Origin of the sequence: Pseudonocardia sp. ICBG1293, from assembly GCF_020131355.1 — a bacterium.
Lineage (GTDB): Bacteria > Actinomycetota > Actinomycetes > Mycobacteriales > Pseudonocardiaceae > Pseudonocardia.
The window spans coordinates 384,464-405,093 of sequence record NZ_JAHLEL010000044.1 but is presented as its reverse complement, the minus strand read 5'-3'; the positions used below and the strand labels follow the sequence as shown (position 1 = coordinate 405,093).

The window sequence follows — 20,630 nt, the reverse complement described above, 5'->3', positions numbered from 1 at the left end:
CGGCGCACACAGCAGGAGCGCAGAACATTCGTGCAGGTCGACGCGCGCGGTGGGCGAGGGCACCGCAGACTGCGGCGGTGCAGCTGCCCACACCCGCCCCGGACACCGCGACCGACTGGGTCCGCGAGCACCTCGGTGACCTCTGCCGGGACGAGCCCGTCGCCTCCGGGGCGTTCCGGGGCGGCCAGACCGCCGCGGACGCCGCCGTCGCCGCACTGGACCTGACCGGCTACGCGGCGCGGCGCAACGAGGTGCTGCCGGTGTCGCGGCGTGGTGCCACGGCGCTGTCGCCGTGGATCCGGCACGGGCTGGTCGACCTGCCGACCGCCTGGGACGCCGCCGCCGACGCCCCGCCGCGCGACCGCGCCAAGTTCCGCGACGAACTGTGCTGGCAGGAGTACGCCCGCCACCTCTACGCCCGGCTCGGCACCCGCACCCGCACCCGCTCCGCGCTGCGCGCGGCCCCCGCCCGCGCCGAACAGGGATGGGACGAGCCGTGGCCCGCCGAGATGGCCTGCGTCGACGCCTGCCTCACCGAGCTGCACACCGACGGCTGGCTGGTGAACCAGACCCGCATGTGGCTGTCCTCGCAGTGGACCGTGCGCGCCGGGCACGAGTGGGCGGGCGGGGAGAGCGAGTTCTTCGCGCACCTGCTCGACGGCTCCCGCGCGGCGAACCGGCTCGGCTGGCAGTGGACCGTCGGTGCCGGCACCGGCAAGCCCTACGGCTTCTCCCGCTGGCAGGTCCGCAAGCGCGCCCCGCAGCTGTGCGGGAGCTGCGCGCTGTCCGAGGCCTGCCCGATCGAGTGCCGGCCCGCCGATCCGCCGTCGCGCCCGGCCCCCGAGCGCGACCCGCGGCTGCGCGCCGACCCCGACCCCGAGGCCACCGCGGGACCGGCCGCCCCGGTCACCACCGGGACCGGCCCCGAGGCGGTGTGGCTGACCGCCGAGTCGCTGGGCGACGCCGACCCCGCCCTGCTCGCCCACCCGGACCTGCCCGCCGTGTTCGTCTTCGACGAGCCGCTGCTGCGCCGCCTGCGGCTGTCCGGCAAGCGGCTCGTGTTCCTCGCACAGACCCTCGCCGACCTCGGACGGCGCCGGACCGTGCAGGTACGGCGCGGCACCGTCGCCGCGGAGCTCGACGGCACCGCGGTCGCGGTCACCCACGCCCCGGTCCCGGGGTTCGCGACCCGCTCCGCCGCGGTCCGTCCGGTCGTCGTGCACCCCTGGCCGTGGCTGTACCGCCCGCACGCCGGTCCGGTCACCTCGTTCACCGCGTGGCGCAAGCGGCTGCCCCGGCGCGGCTGAACCATCCACGACACCCCATCGCCAAGGGGGTCGGCGCGACTCTGTCCACAGCCGGCCGGGTGACGGGGTTCTGCAGGTCCCGGCCCGCGACGACCGTGGCGCCATGACCACCTGCTCCCGGCCCGACCCCGCCCACCCACCGCCCGGGCCGGGGGACCCGCCCGCCCCCGGCCGGTCGGCCGGGACACCCGGCCCGCTCCCGCCCCTCGACCGCCCCGCCGAGCTGATCTCCGCGATCCCGGTGCTGCTCGGGTTCCACCCCCGGGACTCGCTGGTCCTCGTCTCGGTCACCGGGCCGCCCCCCGGCGGCCGGATCGGGCTGACCGTCCGGGTCGACCTGCCGCGGTCCTCGGCGTCGGCCCGTCGCGTGTGCGCCGACGCGGTCGACGTGCTCACCGGGGCCCCGCCCGACCGGGCGCTGGCCGTGGTCGTGCGCGACCCGGGCCCGGCGGGGCCCGGCCCGCGACGCAGCCGCGGCGACGTCGGGTCCGCCGCGCGGCGGGCGCTGCTCGCCGCCGGGATCGAGCCGATCGCGGCGCTCTGGGCGACCGGGACCGGGGCCGGGGACCGATGGGGCTGTTTCGACCTGCCCTGCACCTGCGGCGGCACGCTGCCCGACCCGGCCTCGACCACCCTCGGGGTCACGGCCGCGGTCCGCGACGGCAGGGTCGTCCTGCCCGACCGCGCCGCGGTGCTCGCCCCGCTCGACGGGGACGCCGGCCTCCGCCGTCGCCGGGCCCGGCTGCGCGACTCCGGCGCCGCACCGGCCCGGGTCTCCGCCGGCACCGGCACCGCGCTGCTCGAGGTCTGCCTGGAGGAGGCCGCCGCGGGCCGGCTCGTCGTCGACGACCGGCTCGCGCTGGCCCTGTGCGGAGCCCTCGACCTCGGCGAGGTGCGCGACGAGGCCCTGCGCCACTGCCTGGGCCGCCGCGCGACCGACGCCGAGCAGCTGTGGGCGGTGCTGGTCGCGGCCCTGCCCTCACCGCAGCGGACGCACCCGCTGGCCCTGCTCGCGGTGTGCGCCCTGCTGCGCGGCGACGGTGCGCTCGCGACCGGCGCGGTCGAACGCGCGCTGGTCGAGCGGCCCGACCACGTGCTCGCCGGGGTGGTGGCCACCTGCCTGCACGGCACCCGCGACCCCCGCTCGCCCGCCGCCCGGTGGGCGGGCCCGGCCGGCCTGCGCCGGCTGCTCACGACGATGCTCGACCCGCACCTGGCGCCCGGCCGGACCGACCGGTGAGCCCGGTCGTGCCCGCACGGCGTCCGAGCCGGTCAGCGGGACCGGGCGAACTCCCAGGCGTCGGCGACGATCTCGGCGATCGCGGTCCGCGACGGCTTCCAGCCCAGCCGGAGCGCGGCCTGCTCGCTGGAGGCGACCAGCACCGCCGGGTCACCGGCCCGCCGCGGCGCGACGACGGCCGGGATCGGGTGCCCGGTCACCGTGCGGCAGGCCTCGACCACCTCGAGCACGGAGAACCCGTGGCCGCTGCCGAGGTTGTAGACGTCGTGCCGCCCGGCGACCGAGTGGGTCAGAGCGAGCAGGTGGGCCTCGGCCAGGTCGTCCACGTGGATGTAGTCACGGACGCAGGAGCCGTCCGGGGTGGGCCAGTCGTCGCCGTAGACCGAGATCGACTCGCGGGTGCCCGCGGCGACCTGCAGGACCAGCGGGATCAGGTGGGTCTCCACCGCGTGCCGCTCGCCCAGCGGGACGGTGCCGGACAGGTGCGCACCGGCCACGTTGAAGTACCGCAGGCTCGTGGCGGCCAGGCCGTGCGCCGTGGCGTAGGAGGTGATCATGTGGTCGATCGCGAGCTTGCTCGCCCCGTACGGGTTCGTCGGCCGGGTCGGCGCGGTCTCGGTGATCGGGACCTGCTCCGGCTCGCCGTAGGTGGCGGCGGTCGAGGAGAACACCAGCCGCGGCACGGCGTGCTCCCGGATCGCCTCGAGCAGCCGGAACGAGGCCACCACGTTGCCGTCCCAGTACTTCTCGGGCGACGCGACGGACTCCCCGACCAGCGAGCGGGCGGCATAGTGCAGCACCCCGTCGAAACCCCCGCGGCCCAGGACCTCTCCGGCGCGGGCACCGAGCTCACCCTCGACGAACTCCGCACCCGCCGGCACGGCGTCGCGGTGGCCGGTGGACAGGTCGTCGAGCACGACGACGTCGTGGCCGGCCTCGAGCAGGTGGGCGGCACACACACTGCCCACGTAGCCCGCGCCGCCGGTGACGAGCAGCTTCACGTGTCCGGATCCTCCTCAGACGGCGCGGACGAGCACGGCGTGCGCGACCGGCGGAGCGACGGTCGACTTCTCCTCGTCCGAGCTCACCGGGACCGGGTCACCGAAGCGGGAGATCGGACCGACGTCGACCGCGTTGCCGGGCACGATCCCGGCCAGCTTCAGCTCGCCCATCAGGTCGGAGTCGAGCTGGACGTGCTCGGCGATCCGCCGGATCTCGACGCGGCCGCCGCCGCGGCGGGCCAGCTCGTCGAGCCGCTGCAGACCGACCTCGAGCGTCGGCGGGACCGACGACGACGCCGACGAGTCGTCACCGCGCTCCAGGTCCTCCAGCCCCGGGATCGGGTTGCCGTAGGGGGAGACGGTCGGCTTGTCGAGCAGGTGGAGCAGCTTGCGCTCCACGTCCTCGCTCATCACGTGCTCCCAGCGGCACGCCTCGGCGTGGACGAGCTCCCACTCGAGCCCGATCACGTCGATCAGCAGCCGCTCGGCGAGCCGGTGCTTGCGCATGACGGCGACGGCGCGGCCGCGGCCCTCGTCGGTCAGCTCGAGGTGGCGGTCCCCGGCCACGACGACGAGTCCGTCGCGTTCCATGCGGGCGACCGTCTGGCTGACCGTCGGCCCGCTCTGCCCGAGGCGTTCGGCGATCCGCGCGCGCAGCGGGACGACGCCCTCCTCCTCGAGTTCGTAGATGGTGCGGAGGTACATCTCCGTGGTGTCGATGAGGTCGTTCACGTGGGGCCCCTTCGTTCGACGTCCAGTCTACCCAGCGCGGCCCCCGCGCACGTCGCGCCCGTCCGGGGCAGGATGGGGCGCGTGTCCGGCGCCATGATCCCCCCTTCGGAACTCGCCGGCCTGCTGGGGCCCGCCCCGGCCGCCGGCACCGCCCGGCCGGTGGTGCTCGACGTCCGGTGGCGCCTGGCCGGTCCGCCCGGCCGGGACGACCACGACGCCCACCGGATCCCCGGCGCGGTGTTCGTCGACCTCGACACCGAGCTGTCCTCGGGCCCTGCCCGGCCCGGCCCGGGCGGCCGTCACCCGCTGCCCGGACCCGATGCGCTGCAGGCGGTCCTGCGCCGCGCCGGGGTCGGGGACGACGCGCCCGACCAGCTCGTCGTCGCCTACGACGACCTCGACGGCTCGGTCGCGGCGCGCGCCTGGTGGCTGCTGCGCTGGGCCGGTGTCGCCCCCGGGCGGGTCCGGGTGCTCGACGGGGGGTTCGCCGGCTGGCAGGCCGCGCGACTGCCCGTCGCGGGCACCGCGCCGGGCGCCGGGGCGCCGGAACCGGATCCGGCGCCGCCCGGCGACCTGGTGGTGCGGCCGGGCGGGATGCCGGTGGTCGACGCCGACGGCGCCGCGGCACTGGCCCGCGACGGTGTGCTGCTCGACGCCCGCGCCGCGGCCCGCTTCCGGGGCGAGACCGAGCCCGTCGACCCGCGGGCCGGGCACGTCCCGGGCGCCCGCAACACCCCGGCCGCGGCGAACACCGGTCCCGACGGGCGCTGGTACCCCGCCGACGTGCTGGCCGAGCGCTTCCGGGTGGCCGGGGTCGCGCCGGGTGTCCCGGCCGGCGCGTACTGCGGGTCGGGGGTCAACGCCTGCGCCCTGGTGCTCGCGCTGGAGGAGTCCGGGCTGACCACCCCGCAGGCCCCGGCCGCGCTCTACCCCGGGTCGTGGTCGGAGTGGAGTGCCGACCCGGGGCGCCCCGCGGAGACCGGGGACCGGCCGTGGGTCGCGCGGGAGTGACCGTGCCCGCCGGCCTGACATACGGTTCCGGCCCATGAGCGCTCGCACGTCGGTGGTGTGGACTCCGGAGTTCCTGACCTACCAGCTGTCCGACGACCACCCCCTGAACCCGGTGCGGCTGGAGCTGATGATGGAGCTCTCCCGCGGGCTGGGGGTGCTCGACGGCATCGAGCCGGTCGTCCCGGAACCCGCGGGCGAGGTGGACCTCACCCGGGTGCACACCCCCGGCTTCCAGACGGCGGTCAAGTCCGCCCCCGAGGCGCCGTTCGGTGTCGGCCACGGTCTGGGCACCGCCGACAACCCGATCTTCTTCGGCATGCACGACGCCTCCGCGCTCATCGCGGGAGGCTCGGTCGCCGCCGCCCGCGAGATCGCCGAGGGCCGCGCGGACCGCGCCGTCAACATGGCGGGCGGGCTGCACCACGCGATGCGTGACCGGGCCGCCGGCTTCTGCGTCTACAACGACTGCTCGGTCGCGATCGCCTGGCTGCTGGAGCAGGGCTACGAGCGGATCGCCTACGTCGACGTCGACGTCCACCACGGCGACGGTGTGCAGGACTGCTTCTACGACGACCCCCGGGTGCTGACGATCTCGCTGCACCAGCACCCGCTCACCCTGTGGCCGGGCACCGGCTGGGCGGGGGAGACCGGCCGCGGCAACGGCGAGGGCTACGCCGTCAACGTGTCCCTGCCCCCCGGCACCGGCGACGCGGGGTGGCTGCGTGCCTTCCACGGCGTCGTCCCGTCGCTGCTGGAGTCCTTCCGCCCGCAGGTCCTGGTCACCGAGTGCGGCGCCGACACCCACGCCGAGGACCCGCTGGCGAACCTGGAGCTGTCGGTCGACGGCCACCGGGCGATCTACCACGCCCTGCGCGAGATGGCCGAGACCACCGCGGGCGGGAAGTGGCTGGTGCTCGGCGGCGGTGGCTACGCGCTCTACCGGGTGGTCCCGCGCTCGTGGACGCACCTGATGGCGGTGGCCCTGGACCGCGACCTGCACCCGGACACGTCCATCCCCGCGGACTGGACCGCGCTGGCCGCGACCCGGACGCGCGCGCCGCTGCCGGTCTCGATGTCCGACGGTGCCGACCCGGCCTTCGAGCGGTGGGGCGGCTCGTTCGGCGAGCGCGTCGACTCCGCGATCCTGGAGACCCGTCGTGCGGTGTTCCCGCTGCACGGCCTCGACCCCGACGACCCGCGGGACTGAGACCCACCATGACCGAGAAGACCGACGAAGCCCCGGCGCCCGGCACCGACCACCCCTACCCGCGGCACTGGGAGGCCGACGTCGTCGCCTCCGACGGCGGCATCGTGCACCTGCGCCCGATCCTGCCCGACGACGCCGAGGCGCTGCTCGCCTTCCACGCCAAACTGTCCGACCGCACCCGCTACCTGCGCTACTTCGGCCCGTACCCGCGGATCTCGGCGCGGGACCTGGAGCGGTTCACCGTCGTCGACCACCGGACCCGGGTCGCGTTCCTGGCGCTGCTCGGCGACGAGATCATCGCCGTCGGCCGCTACGAGGGGCTGACCCCGGGCGGGGGCGCCGCCGCACAGGACGGGGCGGGCACCGACAAGCCGGTCACCTCCGCGGAGGTGGCGTTCGTGGTCCGCGACGACCACCAATCCCGCGGGCTCGGCTCGATCCTGCTGGAGCACCTCGCGGCCGCCGCCCGGGAGAACGGGCTGTCCCGGTTCGAGGCCGAGGTGCTGGTGGAGAACCACGCCATGGTGCGGGTGTTCCGCGAGGCCGGCTACGGCGTCACGCGGGCCTTCGCCGAGGGCGTGCTGCACCTCGAGTTCGACATCGACCCCACCGAGAAGTCGATCGCCGTCCGCTACGCGCGCGAGCAGGCCGCCGAGGCCCGGAGCGTGGCGAACCTGCTGCACCCGACCTCGGTGGCGGTGATCGGGGCGTCCGCGGACGAGACGAAGATCGGCCACGCGGTCCTGCTGAACCTGCTGCGTGCCGGGTTCACCGGCCCGGTCTACCCGGTCAACCCCGACGCCCGCTCGGTGCGCGGCGTGCGCGCCTACCCGTCGGTGATCGACATCCCGGACGAGGTCGACCTCGCGGTCGTCGCCGTCCCGGCCGCGAACATCGACGAGGTCATGGACTCGTGCCTGGCCAAGGGCGTGAAGGTGCTGGTCGTGATCAGCTCCGGGTTCGCCGACGCCGGGGACGACGGCGGCACCGTCGCCGAGCGCCGGCTGGTGGCCGAGGCACGGGCGCACGGGATGCGGGTCGTCGGGCCGAACGCGCTCGGCGTCGCCAACCCCGACCCGTCGGTGCGGCTCAACGCCACCCTGGCCCCGCAGATGCCCGGCCACGGGCGTACCGGGTTCTTCTGCCAGTCCGGCGCGCTCGGCAGCGCCATCCTCGCCAACGCCCGCACCCGCGGGCTGGGCCTGTCGTCGTTCGTGTCGGCGGGCAACCGCGCCGACGTGTCCGGCAACGACCTCATGCAGTACTGGCAGACCGACCCGGGAACCGAGCAGGTGCTGCTGTACCTGGAGACCTTCGGCAACCCGCGCAAGTTCGCCCGCGTCGCCCGCAGGCTGGCCCGCACCAAGCCGATCATCGCGGTGAAGTCCGGCCGGCACACCGGGACGCTGCCGTCGCTGGCCTCGGTCGGGGCGCCGATCGACGAGTCCAGCGTGCAGGCACTGTTCGAGCAGTCCGGCGTCATCCGCGTGCAGACCCTGCCGCAGATGTTCGACACCGCGCTGCTGATCGCCCACCAGCCGCTGCCGAAGGGCCGCCGGGTCGCGGTCGTCGGCAACTCCACCGCGGTCAACCTGCTGGTGCTCGACGGTCTGCTCGACGAGGGGCTGGAACTGGCCGGGGACCCGGTCGACGTCGGCACCCAGGCCTCCCCGCAGGCGTTCGCCGACGCCGTACGCGCGCCCCTGGACGGCGACGCCCGCCCGGACGCCCTGATCGCGGTGTTCGTGCCGCCGGTCGCGGTGGCGGGCCGGGACCACGCGCACGCCCTGCGCGGTGCCGCGAGCGGCGCCGGGGTCCCGGTGATCGCCGTGTTCCTCGCCGCCGAGGGCATCCCGGCCGAGCTGTCGGTGCCCGGCGCCGACGGCACCCCCGGCCGCGGGTCGGTGCCGAGCTTCGCCAGCCCCGAGCGGGCGACCTCGGCGCTGGGCCGGGTCAGCCGCTACGCGCAGTGGCGCGACACGCCCGTCGGCGAGTTCGTGGTGCCCGAGCGCATCGACACCGACCGGGCACGCGAGCTCGTCGCCGCGTTCGGGCCGGACACCCGGCGCGCCCTCACCGACGACGAGGCCGTCGAGCTGCTCGCCTGCTACGGGCTGGAGGTGATCGGCTTCCGCCGGGCGACCGACGCCGACGATGCGGTGGCGGCCGCGGGCGAGGTCGGCTACCCGGTGGTGATCAAGGCGACCGCCGACCAGTGGCGTCATCGCGGGGACTTCGTCGGCGTCCGCCTGGACCTGGTCTCGGAGGAGGCGCTGCGCGTCGCGCACGCGGAGCTCTCGCGGGTCACCGGGTCCGAGGAGGTCTACGTGCAGCGGATGGCGCCGAAGGGCACGTCCTGCACGGTCGAGGTCGTGGACGACCCCTCGTTCGGCTCGCTCGTCGCGTTCGGGCTCTCCGGGATGGCGACGGAGCTGCTCGACGACCGGGCCTACCGGGTCCTGCCGGTCTCGACCGAGGACGCCGCACGGCTGGTGCGGGCCCCGCGGGCGGCGCCACTGCTCACCGGGTACCGCGGCACCGACCCGGTCGACCTCGCCGCGCTCGAGGACGTCGTGCTGCGGATCGGCCGGCTCGTCGAGGACCTGCCGCAGGTCCGCTCGCTGGCCCTGGACCCGGTGCTGGCCTCGCCGCAGGGCGCGTTCGTCGCCGGCGCCCGGGTGACGATCGGCCCGGTACCGGACCGCCGCGACGCCGGACCGCGCCGCCTGCGCTGACCCCCCCGCGCCCGGGCGCGGGGTGGCCGTGGCACCCCGTCGCCACGCGTGGCACCCCACCCACGGGGTGCCACGCGACGCCCCGGGGCGCCCCGCGCGTCGCCGGGGTGCGGCCACGCGCGGGGCGGTCGGGTCAGGTGCGGAAGGTGACCTGCAGGGTCGGGGCGCTGGTGTCGGCGAAGAAGTCGTTGCCCTTGTCGTCCATCACGACGAACGCCGGGAAGTCCTCGACCTCGATCTTCCAGACGGCCTCCATGCCGAGCTCCGGGTACTCCAGGACGTCGACCTTGCGGATGCAGTCCTGCGCGAGCCGGGCCGCAGGCCCACCGATCGAGCCCAGGTAGAACCCGCCGTGGGCGGCGCAGGAGTCCACGACCTGCTTCGAGCGGTTGCCCTTGGCCAGCATCACCAGCGACCCGCCGGCCTCCTGGAACTGCTGCACGTAGGAGTCCATCCGGCCGGCCGTGGTCGGGCCGAAGGAGCCCGAGGCGTAGCCCTCCGGTGTCTTGGCCGGACCGGCGTAGTAGACGGCGTGGTCCTTGAGGTACTGCGGCATCGGCTCGCCCGCGTCGAGCCGCTCGGCGATCTTGGCGTGCGCGATGTCGCGGGCGACGACCAGCGGCCCGGTCAGCGACAGCCGGGTCTTCACCGGCAGCTGCGAGAGCTGGGCGCGGATCTCGTCCATCGGCCGGTTCAGGTCGACCCGCACGACCTCGTCGGACAGGTCGGCGTCGGTGGCCTCGGGCAGGTACTGGGCCGGGTCGCGCTCCAGTTGCTCCAGGTAGACCCCGGACGGGGTGATCTTCGCCTTGGCCTGGCGGTCCGCCGAGCAGGACACCGCGACGCCGACCGGCAGCGAGGCGCCGTGCCGGGGCAGCCGGATGACGCGCACGTCGTGGCAGAAGTACTTGCCGCCGAACTGGGCGCCGATCCCGAAGTTGCGGGTCAGCTCCAGGACCTGCTGTTCCAGGTCGGTGTCGCGGATGGCGTGACCGAGCGGCGAGCCCTCGGTCGGCAGGTTGTCCAGGTAGCGGGCCGAGGCCAGCTTGGCGACCTTCAGGTTGAACTCCGCCGACATGCCGCCGACGACGATCGCCAGGTGGTACGGCGGGCAGGCCGCGGTGCCGAGGCTGCGCAGCTTCTCGTCCAGGAACGCGGCGAGGCGCTTCGGGTTCAGCAGCGCCTTGGTCTCCTGGTAGAGGAAGGTCTTGTTGGCCGATCCGCCGCCCTTGGCCATGACCAGGAACTCGTAGTACGGGTCGCGGCCCGGCTTGGCGTACAGCTCGACCTGGGCGGGCAGGTTGGTGCCGGTGTTCTTCTCGTCCCAGAAGCTGATCGGCGCCATCTGCGAGTAGCGCAGGTTCAGCTCCTGGTAGGCCTCGAAGACGCCACGCGACACCGCGGCCTCGTCGTCGCCGCCGGTCAGCACGGTCTCGGTCTTCTTGCCGACCACGATCGCGGTGCCGGTGTCCTGGCACATCGGCAGCACCCCGCCCGCGGACACACAGGCGTTGCGCAGCAGGTCGGTGGCGACGAACCGGTCGTTGCCGGAGGCCTCGGGGTCGTCGATGATGGCGCGCAGCTGCTTCAGGTGGGAGGGTCGCAGCAGGTGCTGGATGTCGGTGACCGCGGCACGGACCAGGCCGGTGATCGTCTCGGGCGGGACCTCGAGGAAGGTGCGGCCCGCGGCCTCGGTCACGGTTCCCGCGGGCAGGTCCAGCTCGCGGTACTCGGTGTCGTCCGGGCCGAGCGGGAGCACGTCGGTGTGGTGGAACTCGGGCATGGCGGGGACGCTACCGGCCGTTGCCGGGCGGGCACCGCAGGTGGAGACGCAGGCGACGTGTGACCGGCGCTAAGCGGACGAGCCTCCGGTTACTGCTGTAGTGTGGGCCACATGCCTGGCTCGATCCTGGGAACCTCCGTCCGCCGCGTCGAGGACGCCGACCTGATCACCGGCGCGAGCACGTTCGTCGGCAACCTGGTCCACGGTGCCGACGCACCGGCGGGCCTCGCCCACGTCGCGTTCGTCCGCTCACCGGTGGCGCACGCGCTGCTCACCGGCATCGACACCACCGAGGCCGCGGCCGCGCCCGGCGTCCTCGCCGTGTACACCGCGGCCGACCTCGACCTGCCCGCCCACCACGGCCTGATGGTCCTCAACCCGGCACTGCCGCGGCCGCCGCTGGCGACCGACCGGGTCCGGTTCGTCGGCGAGGCGGTGGCGCTGGTCGTCGCCGAGAGCCGCGCCGCCGTCGACGCCACCGAGCTCGTCGAGGTCGACTACGACCCGCTGCCCGCGGTCACCGACATCGAGGCCGCCCTCGCCGACGACGCCCCGCTGCAGTTCCCCGACCAGGGCAACAACCTCGCGGCGGGCGAGCGGGGGACCGGTGACCCGCTCGACGGCGCGGAGGTGGTCGTCCGGGCCCGGATGGTGAACCAGCGCGTCGCCGCCGTCCCGATGGAGGGCAACGCGATCGTCGTGGACCCCACCACCACCGACTTCCCGCTGACCGTGCACGTCTCCACCCAGATGCCGCACGGGTTCCGCACCCAGCTGGCCGGGCTGGCCGGGCTGGAGCCCGAGCAGGTCCGGGTGATCGCCCCGCACGTCGGCGGCGGGTTCGGCGCGAAGGCCGGGGTGCTCGCCGAGCACACCGCGACCGTCGCCGCCGCCCGGGCGCTCGGGCGGCCGCTGGCCTGGATCGAGACCCGCTCGGAGAACCTCGTCTCGATGCCCCACGGACGCGGGCAGGTCGGCTACTACGAGCTCGGCCTCACCCGCGACGGCCGGATGACCGGTCTGCGGGTCCGTGTGGTCGGCGACGCGGGTGCCTACGCCGGGTTCGGCGGCGCGCTGCCGCTGCGCACCACCTACCTCATGGCCACCGGCGTCTACGACATCACGAACCTGCGCTACGACGCCGTCTCGGCGCTGACCAACGCCACCCCGATGGGCGCCTTCCGCGGCGCGGGCCGGCCCGAGGCCGCCGCCCACCTGGAGCGGCTGGTCGACGTCGCCGCCGCCGAGCTGGGCATGGACCCGGTCGAGCTGCGCCGGCGCAACCTGCTGGCGCCCGACGTCTTCCCGTACACCACCCCCACCGGTGCCCGCTACGACGTCGGCGACTACGACCTGCCGCTGCGCGAGGCGCTGCGCGTCGCGGGGTACGACGAGTTGCGTGCCGAGCAGGCCCGTCGGCGCGCGGCGGGCGACCCGGTGCGCCTGGGCATCGGGATCGCGGTCTACGTCGAGGTCACCGCAGGTGGCGGGGGCGGGGAGTACGGCTCGGTCACCGTGCACGACGACGGCACGGCGACCGTCTCGGCCGGGACCTCCGCGCACGGCCAGGGGCACGCGACGTCGTTCGCCATGCTGGTGTCGGACCGGCTCGGCATCCCGATGGACCGGATCCGCTACGTCCAGTCCGACACCGCGGTCGTCCCGCGCGGTGCCGGGACCGGCGGCTCGCGGTCGCTGCAGCTCGGCGGGACCGCGGTGTCCGAGGCCGCGCACGAGCTGTACGAGCGCGCCCGCAAGCTCGCCGCGCACCTGCTGGAGGCCGCCGCCGAGGACGTCGAGATCAGCGACGAGGGCACCTTCGGGGTGGCCGGCGTGCCCGGTGGGCCCACCGTGACCTGGCCGGACGTGCACCGCCAGGCCACCGCGACCGGCGAGGAGCTGCACGTCGGGCTCGACTCGGCCCAGGACGGCGCGACCTTCCCGTTCGGTGCGCACCTGTCGGTCGTCGAGGTCGACACCGAGACCGGGCGGGTCACGCCGCTCCGGCACGTCGCCGTCGACGACTGCGGGCGGATCCTGAACCCGCTGCTCGTCGAGGGACAGCAGCACGGCGGCCTGGCACAGGGGGTCGCGCAGGCGCTGCACGAGGAGGTCCTGTTCGACGACGAGGGCCAGCCGCTGACCTCGAGTCTCGCCGCGTACACGATCCCCACCGCGGCCGACCTGTTCTCTTTCGAGACCTCGACGACCGAGACCCCGACCCCGCTCAACTCGCTGGGGGCCAAGGGCATCGGCGAGTCCGCGACGATCGGGTCGACCCCGGCCGTGCAGAACGCCGTGGTCGACGCGCTGTCGGACCTGGGCGTGCGGCACGTCGACCTGCCCTGCACGCCCGAGCGGGTGTGGCGGGCCGTCGCCGCGGCGCGCGCCGGCGCGCCGCAGGACGCCTGGCGGGAGCCGCCCGCGGTGTTCGACGACCTGCCGGTGCGCGGCGGGGGCGCCGAGGACGACGCCGCGATCTGACCCGGCGTCCCGCGACCGGCACGGGCCGGCCACCGGAGGGCACGGTCGCCGCCCGGCCGCCCGGCGGGGTGCCGTGGCGGATCCACACCCGCTGTCCGGCATCCACACCTGCTGCAACGGGTGTGGCTACCCGACAGCGGGTGTGGCTGCGGGTCGCCCCGCCGCTGGGCCGGCGGGGGTGCCGCGGGCGACCCGGCTCTCGGCGCGGTGGGCGGTCACCCGGGGGCGGGACGGGTGGCGCCGCGCCGGTGGGACGGTTCCCGGACGGGGTCGTCCCCGTCGCCGTGGTGGCGGAGTGCGTGTCGCGGTCCGTCGACCGTGTCACTCGTACGGGTGAGTTCGGCCCGTCCACCGGCCGGGACGCGCGGTAACCCACCCCCTGACTGTTCCGCGGGCCCCCGGTGGCGCAGACTCTCCGCCGGACGGCAACCGATACCGGGAGGCACCCGCACGATGAGGCTCGCGACGATCCGGACCGCGACCGGGCACCGGGCGGTGCGCGTCGACGGCGACACCGCCGTCGAGACGGGGGAGGCCGACGTACGGGCGCTGCTGGAGCGCCCCGACTGGGCCGAGCACGCCGCGGGTGCGGACGGTCCGGTGCACGAGACCTCCGGACTGGACTACGCGCCGCTGGTGCCGTCGCCCGAGAAGATCATCTGCGTCGGTCTGAACTACCGCGACCACGTGCTCGAGATGGGCAACGAGCTGCCCGAGTACCCGACGGTCTTCGGGAAGTACGCGCCCGCCCTGATCGGCGCGTACGACGAGATCGAGCTGCCCGAGCAGTCCGACCGGGTCGACTACGAGGCCGAGCTCGTCGTCGTCATCGGTCGTTCGGTCCGGCGCGCCGACCGCGAGTCGGCCGCTGCCGCCATCGCCGGGTACACGGTGCTCAACGACGTCTCGATGCGCGACTACCAGCGGCGCACCAAGCAGTTCCTGCAGGGCAAGACCTGGGAGCACTCGACCCCGCTCGGACCGGTGCTGGTCACCCCCGACGAGCTGCCCGCCGACCCGGCCGCCGGCGGGTCGCTGCGGATCTTCTCCGAGCTGTCCGGGGAGACCATGCAGGACTCGACGACCGACCAGCTCGTCTTCGGCGCGGTGGACCTCGTCGTCTACCTGTCGGAGATCCTCACGCTCAACCCCGGGGACGTCATCGCCACCGGCACCCCGGGCGGCGTCGGTGACGCGCGCACGCCCCCGCGATACCTGACCGACGGTGCGGAGATCGTCACCGCGGTGGAGGGGATCGGCGAGTGCCGCAACGTGTGCCGGGCGGTGCGGTGACTCCCGGCCCCGCAGCGCAGGGCCGGCCCACCGTCCCGCCGCCGGTGGCCGAGGCGCTCGCCTGGGCCGCCGACGGCCAGGCCCACCTGCGCGGGCTGATGACCCGGATGGCCGGCGAGGCGTTCCGCGCCCCCTCGGCGCTGCCGGGCTGGACCCGCGCGCACGTGCTCACCCACCTGGCCCGCAACGCCGACGCCATGGTGAACCTGCTGACCTGGGCGCGGACCGGTGTCGAGACCCCGGCCTACGCCGACGCCGCCTCCCGCGACGCCGACATCGAGGCCGGGGCCGTCCGCAGCTCCGACGAGATCCGCGCCGACGTCGTCGCCGCCTCCGACCGACTCGCCGACGCGGTGCGCTCGATGCCGGAGAAGGCCTGGTCGGCGACCGTGCGCAACCCACAGGGCGTCGAGATGCCGGTGACCGCGGTGCCGTGGAACCGGGCGCGCGAGGTGTGGATCCACGCCGTCGACCTCGACGTCGGCGCCTCGTTCAAGGACCTGCCCATCCCGATGCGGGAGGTCCTGGTCGCCGACGTGGTCGCCCGGCTGGAACGCAGGCCCGGCTGCCCGCACGTGCGGATCGAGGAGGTCCGTACCGGCGCGACGCTCGAGTTCGGGCCCGGCCCCGCCGGGCCGGACGGCGCCGAGCCGCGCGATCTCGGCACCGTCCGCGGCAAGGCGCACGACATCATCGCCTGGCTGCTGGGCCGTCCGTTCGACAAGGGCCTGCGCGACGCCGACGGCAGGCTCCCCCCGCCGCTACCGGTCTGGCTCTGAGCCCGGTTCCGCCGCGGGACGGTCACGCCCCTCCAGGACGTCCAGGCGTGCGGTCGCGCGCCCCAGCTGGCGGGCCATCTCGTCGAGCCGGGCCTGCAGCAGCGCCATCTCGGCGGTGAGCACGGCGACCGCGCCCGCCGTGGCGACCGGGTCGCCCATGGCCCCGTCGGCGGGCTCGGCGTCGTGCGGGTCCTCGCCGGTCCCCACCGGGTCCGGGGTGGTCAGCGGGCCTGCCGCGAGGTCGTCGGGCAGCAGGGTGAGGTCGGCGAGTTCGGCGAACCGTTGCGCCGACAGCACCGGGCGCGCCCCGGCGCAGCGCAGGCACACCGGCTCCAGCCTGCGCCAGCCGTGCTGGCCGGACCCGGTGTCGGCCAGCACCGCGACCCGCGAGCCGCACCGGCAGGGCCGCATCCGGATCGTGCGCACCCGTTGCCGGGCGTAACGCAGGCCCAGCTCGTAGCGGCGGAACCGGCCGGACGCGGCCACCTCGAGCAGGATCGCGCCCTGGTGCTCGGGCGCGCACGCCAGCTCGCGGGCGTCGTCGGCGGTGTGGAAGCAGTAGAACCCGCAGTCGCACCACCGCGACGGGGACGCGTGCCGGCAGCCGTGCGCGCACACCGCGTCGTCGACGGTGCGGTAGACGTGCGCCCGACCGAGCGTCACCCCGCTGAAGCCCGCCGTCGTGCCGTCGGCGGACAGCATCGGGAAGGCCAGCTTGTGGCCCTCCAGCGGGCCGGTCGGGTGCTCCAGCGGTGTCCGGCGGAACAGCCCGCGCACCCGGTCAGTCCTCGCGGGGCCCCGAGTGCGCCGGCTGCGGGGCGGCCGGCGTCCACTCGGTGAACTCGGGCTCGACGGCCCGCGCCGGACGCGGGCGGTCCTGGGCGTCGGCCACCCGGTCGGCCTCGTGGTCCACGGCGAATCCCTCGGAGATCTTGCGACCCAGCCTCATGACGCCTCCCGTGTGCTCCGGGTCCCGGCCACCTGGTGGACGTGGCCGCCGTCACCAGGCTGACCGTTCGGCACGGGGTTGTCCAGGGCGGAACGGGTGAGCCGGGGGCGGGGACGGATCACAGCCACGCCCGGCCCGCCGTCGGTAACGTCCTGTGCCACGACGGGGACCGGGGGTGACCGATGCGGGGCGAGGCGCGCTACGGGCTCGAGCACGAGCTCGCGCTGCTACGCGGGGACGGGACGGTGGCCGACCACCGGTCGCTGACCCACGCGCAGGTCGCGGCGATCGTCGACGAGCTGCCGGAGCTGCCCGGCGACCAGTCGGACCTGCGGATTGGCGATGCCGGCATCCGCCGCAAGCGGTGGTACGCCGAGGGCTACGAGCGTCTCGGCGACGACGGCGAGCTGCTCCGGTTCGAGCCGAAGGGCATCGAGATCCGCACCTGCGTGCACGACTCGGTCGAGGCCGCGGTCGACGCGCTGGTCGCCGACGCCGGGACGCTGGCCGGGGTCGCCGCCCGGCACGGGTTGCGTCCGGTCGCGTTCGGCCATCCCCCGGAGCTGTCGGTCTACCGGCTGGACCCGCCGCCCAACGCCCACGAGCGGGCGCTGATGGCCGCGTCGCCGGAGGAACGGACCTCCCACCTGCACATGGTCACCTGGGGGCCGGACCTGAACCTGTCGTTCCCCGAGACGGGCACCGACCCGGAAGTGCTGACCGACGCGGCGGCGAAGCTGACCTACTACAGCCCGTACCTGGTGCCGTGGTCGTTCTCCTCGCCGTTCCGCGACGGCCGCCCGTGGGGCGGGCTGTCGGCCCGCACGGCACGGCGCACCGGGGCGCGTCCGGCCGCGCTGGCCTACCTGCCGCCCGACGCCGCGCTGCCGGTGACCGACCCCAGCCTCGCGCGGCACGCCGGCATCCCGGGGGAGGTGGGGCGGATCGAGTTCAAGGCCTTCGACGCCGTCCCGGTGGTCCCGGGGGAGGAGCCGGCCGACGGGGTCGGCACCGACCTGCCCGCAGCGCTGCTGAGCCTGCTCACCGGCCTGCTGCGTGACGACACCCTGCCCGGCCGCCGGCGCACCCCGGACGCGGCGGCGCACCGCCGGTCGGCGCTGCGGGGCTGGTCGGACCCCGCGGTCCGGGCGGGGTCGCAGGCCGTCCTCGACGCCGCGACGGCCGCGGTGGCCGGCGACGAGGCCCACGGCGCGCGGCTGGCGACGCTGGCCCGTCGGCTGGCGCGGCGCGAGACCCCCGCGGCCCGGATGCTGGTCCGCCACCGCGCGGGCGGCGGCATCCCGGGTGCCGGCCACCCGCCGTCGCGCGGCGCCGGGTGCCCCGACGGCACCCGGCCGGCCGGTGGGCCCCGGCGGGGCGCGCCGGGGCCCGGTCCGGCTCAGCGGTAGCTGTGCTCCTCGGCGGGGTACTCGCCGTGCCGGACGTCGGCGGCGAACGCGGCCGCCGCGTCGTGCAGTGCCGTACCCAGCTCGGCGTACTTCTTCACGAAGCGCGGCACCTTCCCGCGGTTCATGCCGGCCATGTCCGACCACACCAGCACCTGGGCGTCGCAGTCGGGCCCGGCGCCGATGCCGACGGTCGGGATGCGGAGCTCCCCGGTCACCCGCTTGGCGACGTCGGCGGGGACCATCTCCAGCACGACGGCGAACGCGCCGGCCTCCTGCACCGCCAGCGCGTCCTCGACGAGCCGGTCGGCCGCGTCGCCGCGGCCCTGGATGCGGAACCCGCCCAGCGCGTGCTCGCTCTGCGGGGTGAACCCGAGGTGGCCCATCACCGGCACCCCCGAGGCGGTGAGCGCCTCGACCTGCGGTGCGAACCGCGCCCCGCCCTCCAGCTTGACCGCGTGTGCCCCGCCCTCCTTCATGAACCGGAACGCGGTCTCCTGCGCCTGCGCAGGGGAGATCTGGTAGCTGCCGAAGGGCAGGTCGGCCACGACGAGTGCGCTGCGGGCGCCGCGCACGACGGCGCGGGTCAGCGGGACCAGGTCGTCGACCGTGACCGGGATGGTGTTGTCGTGACCGAACACGTTGTTGCCCGCGGAGTCGCCGACGAGCAGCACCGGGATGCCGGCGTCGTCGAAGATCTCGGCGGAGTAGACGTCGTAGGCGGTCAGCATGGGCCAGCGCCGACCCTCCTGCTTCCACTGCAGCAGGTGGTGGACGCGGGTCCGCCTGGGCGGGGTCGCGGGCGCCCGGTACGGGGCCGCCACCTCTCCGCTCTCCTGTGTGCTCACCGGTGAGCTCCTTCCGTGCCTCGAGGCCCACGCTGGTCGTGGGTCCCCGGGTTCGCCGTCGATGGCGGACGCCAGGGTGGCAGCGCACGGGCCCGGACCGCCCCGTGGTGTGGGCACCCTCACCCGGGCGACGACCCGCGACCGGTCACCGTCGGGGGTCGGTGGCATGCTCACCGTCATGCTCCCTCGGCTGTTGCGACCACGTGCCCACCGACGAGAGGCACCGGCCCGCAGGCGGATGCGTCCGGCCGCGCTCACCGTGCTCGGTGCGGCCACCCTCGTCCTGGTCGGGGCCTGTGCCGACGCGGGCACCGGGGACCAGCCGCAGGCCGCGCAGAACCCGCCGGAGCTGGCGCAGTTCTACGACCAGCAGCTGCAGTGGGGCCCCTGCAACGACTACGCCCCCACCGCGGACGACGCGCAGACCTACGCCGACCCGCAGTTCGACTGCACCCGGGTGACCGTCCCGCAGGACTACGCCCAGCCCGGCGACGGGAAGACGATGCAGATCGCGCTGCTGCGCAAGAAGGCGACCGGCGCGAAGATCGGCTCGCTGTTCGCCGACCCGGGCGGCCCCGGCGCCTCGGGCACGTCCTTCGTGGCGCGCCAGGCCTCCACCTGGGCCACGAACGGCCTGGGGGACCGGTTCGACCTGGTCGGGTTCGACCCCCGCGGCACCGGCGCCAGTCTGCCGAAGATCCAGTGCCTCACCGACGCGGAGAACGACGAGGAGCGCACGAAGGTCTTCGCGGACCCCTCGCCCGCCGGGGTCGCCGCGGCGGAGGCCGACAGCCGGCAGTTCGCCGAGCGCTGCACCCAGCGCACCGGTGCCGACGTGCTGGCCAACGTCGGCACCCGTGACGTCGCCAAGGACATGGACGTCATGCGGGCCGCCGCCGGTGACCAGAAGATGACCTACGCCGGCTTCTCCTACGGCACCGAGCTCGGCACCGCCTACGCCGAGGCGTTCCCGCAGAACGTCCGGGCGCTGCTGCTCGACGGCGCGATCGACCCGACGCAGTCGACCATCGACTCCACGGTCAAGCAGAACGCCGGGTTCCAGCTCGCGTTCGACAACTTCGCCAAGGACTGCACCAGCCGGCCCGGCTGCCCGCTGGGCACCGACCCGGCGAAGGCGACCCAGGCCTTCCAGACGGTCATGCGGCCGCTGATCGACACGCCCGCGAAGGTGGGCGACGGGCGGGTCCTGAGCTTCGCCGACGCCCAGACCGGCGTCAGCCAGGCCCTCTACGTCTCGCAGCTGTGGCCCGCGCTGCAGCAGGGGATCTCGCAGGTCGCGAACGGCAACGGCGACCTGCTGATGCGCCTGGCCGACCTCTACTACGAGCGCGACGAGCAGGGTCGCTACTCGAACATGCTGCAGGCCTTCCAGTCGATCAGCTGCGTGAACCAGCCTGCGCTCAAGGAACCCTCGGAGGCCCTGGAGCTGGCCACGCGGGCCGACGAGGCCGCCCCGTTCCGTTCCACCGGGCGCGGCCCGGTCGGTGCCCGCGACGCGTGCGCGTTCTGGCCGGTCCCGCCCACCAGCGAGCCGCACACGCCCCAGGTCGACGGGCTCCCGCCGGTCGTCGTGGTGTCGGTCACCGGTGACCCGGCCACCCCGTACCAGGCCGGGGTCGACCTGGCCCAGCAGCTGGGCGGCAGCCTGATCAAGGTCAACGGCAACCAGCACACCGCGTCGTTGCAGGGTGACGCGTGCACCGACCGGTTCGCGATCGACTACCTGGTGAACCTCACGCTCCCGCCGCAGGGCGCGGAGTGCACGCTCGCGGCCGGCTGAGGCCCGTCGCGCGGGGTGTGCGGGCGACCACGACCGGGTCGCTCGCACACCCCG

At 75.2% G+C, this 20,630-nt stretch carries 16 protein-coding genes; 10 read left to right on the top strand and 6 right to left on the bottom strand.

Annotation, left to right across the window (positions count from 1 at the left end):
- Positions 1–77 precede the first annotated feature (77 nt).
- Both KPF47_RS21610 and KPF47_RS21605 read left to right on the top strand, forming a co-directional pair.
- Positions 78–1,307 (top strand): FAD-binding domain-containing protein, encoded by a 1,230-nt coding sequence (locus tag KPF47_RS21610; RefSeq protein WP_224390620.1) that lies wholly within the window; start codon positions 78–80, stop codon positions 1,305–1,307.
- Positions 1,308–1,410: 103 nt separating this feature from the next.
- Positions 1,411–2,547 (top strand): DUF4192 domain-containing protein, encoded by a 1,137-nt coding sequence (locus KPF47_RS21605; RefSeq protein WP_224390619.1) that lies wholly within the window; start codon positions 1,411–1,413, stop codon positions 2,545–2,547.
- Positions 2,548–2,579: 32 nt separating this feature from the next.
- Here KPF47_RS21605 and galE read toward each other — a convergent pair whose 3' ends face one another.
- Both galE and KPF47_RS21595 read right to left on the bottom strand, forming a co-directional pair.
- The gene (gene galE, locus KPF47_RS21600) at positions 2,580–3,548 is read right to left on the bottom strand and encodes a UDP-glucose 4-epimerase GalE (RefSeq protein ID WP_224390617.1); all 969 of its coding nucleotides are present in this window, start codon (positions 3,546–3,548) and stop codon (positions 2,580–2,582) included.
- Positions 3,549–3,563: 15 nt separating this feature from the next.
- Positions 3,564–4,280, bottom strand: coding sequence for a metal-dependent transcriptional regulator (locus KPF47_RS21595; RefSeq protein ID WP_224390616.1), 717 nt, complete (start codon positions 4,278–4,280; stop codon positions 3,564–3,566).
- Between the two features lie 93 nt (positions 4,281–4,373).
- Between KPF47_RS21595 and KPF47_RS21590 the strand changes: the two genes are divergently transcribed.
- From KPF47_RS21590 to KPF47_RS21580, 3 genes are read left to right on the top strand one after another with little or no spacing between them, the layout of a single operon-like run.
- Positions 4,374–5,291, top strand: a complete 918-nt coding sequence (locus KPF47_RS21590; protein ID WP_224390615.1) for a sulfurtransferase — start codon at positions 4,374–4,376, stop codon at positions 5,289–5,291.
- A 34-nt stretch (positions 5,292–5,325) separates the two neighbouring features.
- Positions 5,326–6,498, top strand: a complete 1,173-nt coding sequence (locus KPF47_RS21585) for an acetoin utilization protein AcuC (RefSeq protein WP_224390612.1) — start codon at positions 5,326–5,328, stop codon at positions 6,496–6,498.
- An 8-nt stretch (positions 6,499–6,506) separates the two neighbouring features.
- Positions 6,507–9,233, top strand: coding sequence for a bifunctional GNAT family N-acetyltransferase/acetate--CoA ligase family protein (locus tag KPF47_RS21580; RefSeq protein WP_224390610.1), 2,727 nt, complete (start codon positions 6,507–6,509; stop codon positions 9,231–9,233).
- Positions 9,234–9,366: 133 nt separating this feature from the next.
- Here KPF47_RS21580 and KPF47_RS21575 read toward each other — a convergent pair whose 3' ends face one another.
- Positions 9,367–11,016 (bottom strand): fumarate hydratase, encoded by a 1,650-nt coding sequence (locus KPF47_RS21575; protein ID WP_224390608.1) that lies wholly within the window; start codon positions 11,014–11,016, stop codon positions 9,367–9,369.
- Between the two features lie 111 nt (positions 11,017–11,127).
- Here KPF47_RS21575 and KPF47_RS21570 point away from each other — a divergent pair, with 111 nt between their 5' ends.
- The 3 genes from KPF47_RS21570 (at position 11,128) to KPF47_RS21560 (ending at position 15,572) form a co-directional block, all read left to right on the top strand.
- Positions 11,128–13,500, top strand: coding sequence for a xanthine dehydrogenase family protein molybdopterin-binding subunit (locus KPF47_RS21570; RefSeq protein WP_224390606.1), 2,373 nt, complete (start codon positions 11,128–11,130; stop codon positions 13,498–13,500).
- A 453-nt stretch (positions 13,501–13,953) separates the two neighbouring features.
- Positions 13,954–14,793, top strand: coding sequence for a fumarylacetoacetate hydrolase family protein (locus KPF47_RS21565; protein ID WP_224390604.1), 840 nt, complete (start codon positions 13,954–13,956; stop codon positions 14,791–14,793).
- Positions 14,763–15,572: a maleylpyruvate isomerase family mycothiol-dependent enzyme gene (locus KPF47_RS21560; protein ID WP_224390603.1), complete on the top strand. Its 810-nt coding sequence runs from the start codon at positions 14,763–14,765 to the stop codon at positions 15,570–15,572. Before KPF47_RS21565 ends, KPF47_RS21560 begins: the two co-directional genes overlap by 31 nt.
- Here the strand turns inward: KPF47_RS21560 and KPF47_RS21555 are convergent.
- Both KPF47_RS21555 and KPF47_RS21550 read right to left on the bottom strand, forming a co-directional pair.
- On the bottom strand, positions 15,555–16,349 hold the full coding sequence (locus KPF47_RS21555) for a hypothetical protein (RefSeq protein ID WP_224390601.1): 795 nt from the start codon (positions 16,347–16,349) through the stop codon (positions 15,555–15,557). The two genes, KPF47_RS21560 and KPF47_RS21555, sit on opposite strands and share 18 nt — an antisense overlap.
- A gap of 4 nt (positions 16,350–16,353) precedes the next feature.
- Positions 16,354–16,521: a hypothetical protein gene (locus KPF47_RS21550; RefSeq protein WP_224390599.1), complete on the bottom strand. Its 168-nt coding sequence runs from the start codon at positions 16,519–16,521 to the stop codon at positions 16,354–16,356.
- 182 nt (positions 16,522–16,703) lie between these two features.
- Here KPF47_RS21550 and KPF47_RS21545 point away from each other — a divergent pair, with 182 nt between their 5' ends.
- The gene (locus tag KPF47_RS21545; RefSeq protein ID WP_224390597.1) at positions 16,704–17,930 is read left to right on the top strand and encodes a glutamate-cysteine ligase family protein; all 1,227 of its coding nucleotides are present in this window, start codon (positions 16,704–16,706) and stop codon (positions 17,928–17,930) included.
- Here the strand turns inward: KPF47_RS21545 and panB are convergent.
- On the bottom strand, positions 17,921–18,775 hold the full coding sequence (gene panB / locus KPF47_RS21540) for a 3-methyl-2-oxobutanoate hydroxymethyltransferase (protein WP_224390596.1): 855 nt from the start codon (positions 18,773–18,775) through the stop codon (positions 17,921–17,923). The two genes, KPF47_RS21545 and panB, sit on opposite strands and share 10 nt — an antisense overlap.
- 178 nt (positions 18,776–18,953) lie before the next feature.
- Between panB and KPF47_RS21535 the strand changes: the two genes are divergently transcribed.
- Entirely contained in the window at positions 18,954–20,576 is a 1,623-nt protein-coding gene (locus tag KPF47_RS21535; protein ID WP_224390593.1) for an alpha/beta hydrolase, read from the top strand.
- The last annotated feature ends 54 nt before the right edge of the window (positions 20,577–20,630 follow it).

Excerpts from the sequence above, each read along its gene's own strand:
- KPF47_RS21605 (WP_224390619.1), top strand. The coding sequence starts at position 1,411 with ATGACCACCTGCTCCCGGCCCGACCCCGCCCACCCACCGCCCGGGCCG.
- KPF47_RS21590 (WP_224390615.1), top strand. The coding sequence starts at position 4,374 with ATGATCCCCCCTTCGGAACTCGCCGGCCTGCTGGGGCCCGCCCCGGCC.
- KPF47_RS21585 (WP_224390612.1), top strand. The coding sequence starts at position 5,326 with ATGAGCGCTCGCACGTCGGTGGTGTGGACTCCGGAGTTCCTGACCTAC.
- KPF47_RS21580 (WP_224390610.1), top strand. The coding sequence starts at position 6,507 with ATGACCGAGAAGACCGACGAAGCCCCGGCGCCCGGCACCGACCACCCC.
- KPF47_RS21575 (WP_224390608.1), bottom strand. The coding sequence starts at position 11,016 with ATGCCCGAGTTCCACCACACCGACGTGCTCCCGCTCGGCCCGGACGAC.
- KPF47_RS21570 (WP_224390606.1), top strand. The coding sequence starts at position 11,128 with ATGCCTGGCTCGATCCTGGGAACCTCCGTCCGCCGCGTCGAGGACGCC.
- KPF47_RS21565 (WP_224390604.1), top strand. The coding sequence starts at position 13,954 with ATGAGGCTCGCGACGATCCGGACCGCGACCGGGCACCGGGCGGTGCGC.
- KPF47_RS21550 (WP_224390599.1), bottom strand. The coding sequence starts at position 16,521 with ATGAGGCTGGGTCGCAAGATCTCCGAGGGATTCGCCGTGGACCACGAG.
- KPF47_RS21545 (WP_224390597.1), top strand. The coding sequence starts at position 16,704 with ATGCGGGGCGAGGCGCGCTACGGGCTCGAGCACGAGCTCGCGCTGCTA.
- KPF47_RS21535 (WP_224390593.1), top strand. The coding sequence starts at position 18,954 with ATGCTCCCTCGGCTGTTGCGACCACGTGCCCACCGACGAGAGGCACCG.